Annotated in this window: 4 protein-coding genes and 4 pseudogenes; 4 read left to right on the top strand and 4 right to left on the bottom strand. The window is 53.4% G+C overall.

The features are described 5' to 3' along the window. The 3 genes and pseudogenes from LH128_RS23095 to traJ form a co-directional block, all read right to left on the bottom strand. Positions 1–321: pseudogene (locus tag LH128_RS23095) on the bottom strand (IS6-like element IS6100 family transposase); the annotation flags it as partial. A 256-nt stretch (positions 322–577) separates the two neighbouring features. Next, positions 578–1231, bottom strand: coding sequence for a TraI/MobA(P) family conjugative relaxase (gene traI, locus LH128_RS23100; protein ID WP_442800363.1), 654 nt, complete (start codon positions 1229–1231; stop codon positions 578–580). 28 nt (positions 1232–1259) lie between these two features. Continuing rightward, positions 1260–1631 carry a conjugal transfer transcriptional regulator TraJ gene (gene traJ / locus LH128_RS23105; RefSeq protein ID WP_008832110.1) on the bottom strand — a complete coding sequence of 124 codons (372 nt, stop codon included), beginning with the start codon at positions 1629–1631 and terminating at the stop codon, positions 1260–1262. Between the two features lie 367 nt (positions 1632–1998). Here traJ and LH128_RS34745 point away from each other — a divergent pair. From LH128_RS34745 to LH128_RS32445, 3 pseudogenes are all read left to right on the top strand, one after another. Next, positions 1999–2208: pseudogene (locus LH128_RS34745) on the top strand (TraK family protein); the annotation flags it as partial. Between the two features lie 184 nt (positions 2209–2392). Continuing rightward, a pseudogene (locus LH128_RS23110) lies at positions 2393–3292 on the top strand (tetracycline resistance MFS efflux pump); the annotation flags it as partial. A gap of 141 nt (positions 3293–3433) precedes the next feature. Next, a pseudogene (locus LH128_RS32445) lies at positions 3434–3583 on the top strand (tyrosine-type recombinase/integrase); the annotation flags it as partial. Between the two features lie 242 nt (positions 3584–3825). On the opposite strand, the gene LH128_RS32450 reads toward LH128_RS32445, so the two are convergent. After that, positions 3826–4542: a hypothetical protein gene (locus LH128_RS32450; protein WP_008832113.1), complete on the bottom strand. Its 717-nt coding sequence runs from the start codon at positions 4540–4542 to the stop codon at positions 3826–3828. A gap of 238 nt (positions 4543–4780) precedes the next feature. On the opposite strand from LH128_RS32450, the gene LH128_RS32455 reads away from it, so the two are divergent. After that, positions 4781–5497 (top strand): hypothetical protein, encoded by a 717-nt coding sequence (locus LH128_RS32455; protein WP_008832113.1) that lies wholly within the window; start codon positions 4781–4783, stop codon positions 5495–5497. Positions 5498–5595: the final 98 nt, after the last annotated feature.

Genomic DNA, 5595 nt, shown 5'->3' on the forward strand with positions numbered 1-5595 from the left:
CGGCGACAGGTAGAAATCGATCGTGTCGCCCCGCTTGTCGACTGCCCGGTACAGGTAGGTCCACTTGCCCCGCACCTTGACGTAGGTTTCATCCAGGCGCCAGCTCGGATCAAAGCCACGCCGCCAGAACCAGCGCAGCCGCTTCTCCATCTCCGGGGCGTAGCACTGGACCCAGCGATAGATCGTCGTATGGTCGACCGAAATGCCGCGTTCCGCCAGCATTTCCTCAAGGTCGCGATAGCTGATCGGATAGCGACAATACCAGCGCACCGCCCACAGGATCACATCACCCTGGAAATGGCGCCACTTGAAATCCGTCATCGTTCCGTCCGTCCAATCTCCGCCAAGCATGCTCAAGCTTCACGATTTTTGCAACAGAGCCTTCTTTTTTTTCTTATAAAACTTAAAACCTTAGAGGCTATTTAAGTTGCTGATTTATATTAATTTTATTGTTCAAACATGAGAGCTTAGTACGTGAAACATGAGAGCTTAGTACGTTAGCCATGAGAGCTTAGTACGTTAGCCATGAGGGTTTAGTTCGTTAAACATGAGAGCTTAGTACGTTAAACATGAGAGCTTAGTACGTGAAACATGAGAGCTTAGTACGTACTATCAACAGGTTGAACTGCTGATCTTCAGATCCTCTACGCCGGACGCATCGTGGCCGGATCCAGCCGACCAGGCTTTCCACGCCCGCGTGCCGCTCCATGTCGTTCGCGCGGTTCTCGGAAACGCGCTGCCGCGTTTCGTGATTGTCACGCTCAAGCCCGTAGTCCCGTTCGAGCGTCGCGCAGAGGTCAGCGAGGGCGCGGTAGGCCCGATACGGCTCATGGATGGTGTTTCGGGTCGGGTGAATCTTGTTGATGGCGATATGGATGTGCAGGTTGTCGGTGTCGTGATGCACGGCACTGACGCGCTGATGCTCGGCGAAGCCAAGCCCAGCGCAGATGCGGTCCTCAATCGCGCGCAACGTCTCCGCGTCGGGCTTCTCTCCCGCGCGGAAGCTAACCAGCAGGTGATAGGTCTTGTCGGCCTCGGAACGGGTGTTGCCGTGCTGGGTCGCCATCACCTCGGCCATGACAGCGGGCAGGGTGTTTGCCTCGCAGTTCGTGACGCGCACGTGACCCAGGCGCTCGGTCTTGCCTTGCTCGTCGGTGATGTACTTCACCAGCTCCGCGAAGTCGCTCTTCTTGATGGAGCGCATGGGGACGTGCTTGGCAATCACGCGCACCCCCCGGCCGTTTTAGCGGCTAAAAAAGTCATGGCTCTGCCCTCGGGCGGACCACGCCCATCATGACCTTGCCAAGCTCGTCCTGCTTCTCTTCGATCTTCGCCAGCAGGGCGAGGATCGTGGCATCACCGAACCGCGCCGTGCGCGGGTCGTCGGTGAGCCAGAGTTTCAGCAGGCCGCCCAGGCGGCCCAGGTCGCCATTGATGCGGGCCAGCTCGCGGACGTGCTCATAGTCCACGACGCCCGTGATTTTGTAGCCCTGGCCGACGGCCAGCAGGTAGGCCGACAGGCTCATGCCGGCCGCCGCCGCCTTTTCCTCAATCGCTCTTCGTTCGTCTGGAAGGCAGTACACCTTGATAGGTGGGCTGCCCTTCCTGGTTGGCTTGGTTTCATCAGCCATCCGCTTGCCCTCATCTGTTACGCCGGCGGTAGCCGGCCAGCCTCGCAGAGCAGGATTCCCGTTGAGCACCGCCAGGTGCGAATAAGGGACAGTGAAGAAGGAACACCCGCTCGCGGGTGGGCCTACTTCACCTATCCTGCCCGGCTGACGCCGTTGGATACACCAAGGAAAGTCTACACGAACCCTTTGGCAAAATCCTGTATATCGTGCGAAAAAGGATGGATATACCGAAAAAATCGCTATAATGACCCCGAAGCAGGGTTATGCAGCGGAAAAGCGCTGCTTCCCTGCTGTTTTGTGGAATATCTACCGACTGGAAACAGGCAAATGCAGGAAATTACTGAACTGAGGGGACAGGCGAGAGACGATGCCAAAGAGCTACACCGACGAGCTGGCCGAGTGGGTTGAATCCCGCGCGGCCAAGAAGCGCCGGCGTGATGAGGCTGCGGTTGCGTTCCTGGCGGTGAGGGCGGATGTCGAGGCGGCGTTAGCGTCCGGCTATGCGCTCGTCACCATTTGGGAGCACATGCGGGAAACGGGGAAGGTCAAGTTCTCCTACGAGACGTTCCGCTCGCACGCCAGGCGGCACATCAAGGCCAAGCCCGCCGATGTGCCCGCACCGCAGGCCAAGGCTGCGGAACCCGCGCCGGCACCCAAGACGCCGGAGCCACGGCGGCCGAAGCAGGGGGGCAAGGCTGAAAAGCCGGCCCCCGCTGCGGCCCCGACCGGCTTCACCTTCAACCCAACACCGGACAAAAAGGATCCTCTACGCCGGACGCATCGTGGCCGGCATCACCGGCGCCACAGGTGCGGTTGCTGGCGCCTATATCGCCGACATCACCGATGGGGAAGATCGGGCTCGCCACTTCGGGCTCATGAGCGCTTGTTTCGGCGTGGGTATGGTGGCAGGCCCCGTGGCCGGGGGACTGTTGGGCGCCATCTCCTTGCATGCACCATTCCTTGCGGCGGCGGTGCTCAACGGCCTCAACCTACTACTGGGCTGCTTCCTAATGCAGGAGTCGCATAAGGGAGAGCGTCGACCGATGCCCTTGAGAGCCTTCAACCCAGTCAGCTCCTTCCGGTGGGCGCGGGGCATGACTATCGTCGCCGCACTTATGACTGTCTTCTTTATCATGCAACTCGTAGGACAGGTGCCGGCAGCGCTCTGGGTCATTTTCGGCGAGGACCGCTTTCGCTGGAGCGCGACGATGATCGGCCTGTCGCTTGCGGTATTCGGAATCTTGCACGCCCTCGCTCAAGCCTTCGTCACTGGTCCCGCCACCAAACGTTTCGGCGAGAAGCAGGCCATTATCGCCGGCATGGCGGCCGACGCGCTGGGCTACGTCTTGCTGGCGTTCGCGACGCGAGGCTGGATGGCCTTCCCCATTATGATTCTTCTCGCTTCCGGCGGCATCGGGATGCCCGCGTTGCAGGCCATGCTGTCCAGGCAGGTAGATGACGACCATCAGGGACAGCTTCAAGGATCGCTCGCGGCTCTTACCAGCCTAACTTCGATCATTGGACCGCTGATCGTCACGGCGATTTATGCCGCCTCGGCGAGCACATGGAACGGGTTGGCATGGATTGTAGGCGCCGCCCTATACCTTGTCTGCCTCCCCGCGTTGCGTCGCGGTGCATGGAGCCGGGCCACCTCGACCTGAATGGAAGCCGGCGGCACCTCGCTAACGGATTCACCACTCCAAGAATTGGAGCCAATCAATTCTTGCGGAGAACTGTGAATGCGCAAACCAACCCTTGGCAGAACATATCCATCGCGTCCGCCATCTCCAGCAGCCGCACGCGGCGCATCTCGGCGGATCAGTGAGGGTTTGCAACTGCGGGTCAAGGATCTGGATTTCGATCACGGCACGATCATCGTGCGGGAGGGCAAGGGCTCCAAGGATCGGGCCTTGATGTTACCCGAGAGCTTGGCACCCAGCCTGCGCGAGCAGGGGAATTGATCCGGTGGATGACCTTTTGAATGACCTTTAATAGATTATATTACTAATTAATTGGGGACCCTAGAGGTCCCCTTTTTTATTTTAAAAATTTTTTCACAAAACGGTTTACAAGCATAAAGCTTGCTCAATCAATCACCGGATCCCCGGGAATTCGTCGACAAGCTTCGGCCGCCTAGGCCGCGGCCTCGAGGTCGACGGTATCGATAAGCTTGCATGCCTGCAGGTCTGGACATTTATTTGTATAGTTCATCCATGCCATGTGTAATCCCAGCAGCTGTTACAAACTCAAGAAGGACCATGTGGTCTCTCTTTTCGTTGGGATCTTTCGAAAGGGCAGATTGTGTGGACAGGTAATGGTTGTCTGGTAAAAGGACAGGGCCATCGCCAATTGGAGTATTTTGTTGATAATGGTCTGCTAGTTGAACGCTTCCATCTTCAATGTTGTGTCTAATTTTGAAGTTAACTTTGATTCCATTCTTTTGTTTGTCTGCCATGATGTATACATTGTGTGAGTTATAGTTGTATTCCAATTTGTGTCCAAGAATGTTTCCATCTTCTTTAAAATCAATACCTTTTAACTCGATTCTATTAACAAGGGTATCACCTTCAAACTTGACTTCAGCACGTGTCTTGTAGTTCCCGTCATCTTTGAAAAATATAGTTCTTTCCTGTACATAACCTTCGGGCATGGCACTCTTGAAAAAGTCATGCTGTTTCATATGATCTGGGTATCTCGCAAAGCATTGAAGACCATACGCGAAAGTAGTGACAAGTGTTGGCCATGGAACAGGTAGTTTTCCAGTAGTGCAAATAAATTTAAGGGTAAGTTTTCCGTATGTTGCATCACCTTCACCCTCTCCACTGACAGAAAATTTGTGCCCATTAACATCACCATCTAATTCAACAAGAATTGGGACAACTCCAGTGAAAAGTTCTTCTCCTTTACTCATATGTATATCTCCTTCTTAAATCTAGAGGATCCCCGGGTACCGAGCTCGAATTGGCCGCACTTGTGTATAAGAGTCAGAATTCCACAAATTGTTATCCGCTCACAATTCCACATGTGGAATTCCACATGTGGAATTGTGAGCGGATAACAATTTGTGGAATTCTGACTCTTATACACAAGTGCGGCCAATTCGAGCTCGGTACCCGGGGATCCTCTAGATTTAAGAAGGAGATATACATATGAGTAAAGGAGAAGAACTTTTCACTGGAGTTGTCCCAATTCTTGTTGAATTAGATGGTGATGTTAATGGGCACAAATTTTCTGTCAGTGGAGAGGGTGAAGGTGATGCAACATACGGAAAACTTACCCTTAAATTTATTTGCACTACTGGAAAACTACCTGTTCCATGGCCAACACTTGTCACTACTTTCGCGTATGGTCTTCAATGCTTTGCGAGATACCCAGATCATATGAAACAGCATGACTTTTTCAAGAGTGCCATGCCCGAAGGTTATGTACAGGAAAGAACTATATTTTTCAAAGATGACGGGAACTACAAGACACGTGCTGAAGTCAAGTTTGAAGGTGATACCCTTGTTAATAGAATCGAGTTAAAAGGTATTGATTTTAAAGAAGATGGAAACATTCTTGGACACAAATTGGAATACAACTATAACTCACACAATGTATACATCATGGCAGACAAACAAAAGAATGGAATCAAAGTTAACTTCAAAATTAGACACAACATTGAAGATGGAAGCGTTCAACTAGCAGACCATTATCAACAAAATACTCCAATTGGCGATGGCCCTGTCCTTTTACCAGACAACCATTACCTGTCCACACAATCTGCCCTTTCGAAAGATCCCAACGAAAAGAGAGACCACATGGTCCTTCTTGAGTTTGTAACAGCTGCTGGGATTACACATGGCATGGATGAACTATACAAATAAATGTCCAGACCTGCAGGCATGCAAGCTTATCGATACCGTCGACCTCGAGGCCGCGGCCTAGGCGGCCGAAGCTTGTCGACGAATTCCCGGGGATCCGG

This window comes from Sphingomonas sp. LH128 (assembly GCF_000293195.2).
Classification (GTDB): domain Bacteria; phylum Pseudomonadota; class Alphaproteobacteria; order Sphingomonadales; family Sphingomonadaceae; genus Novosphingobium; species Novosphingobium resinovorum_A.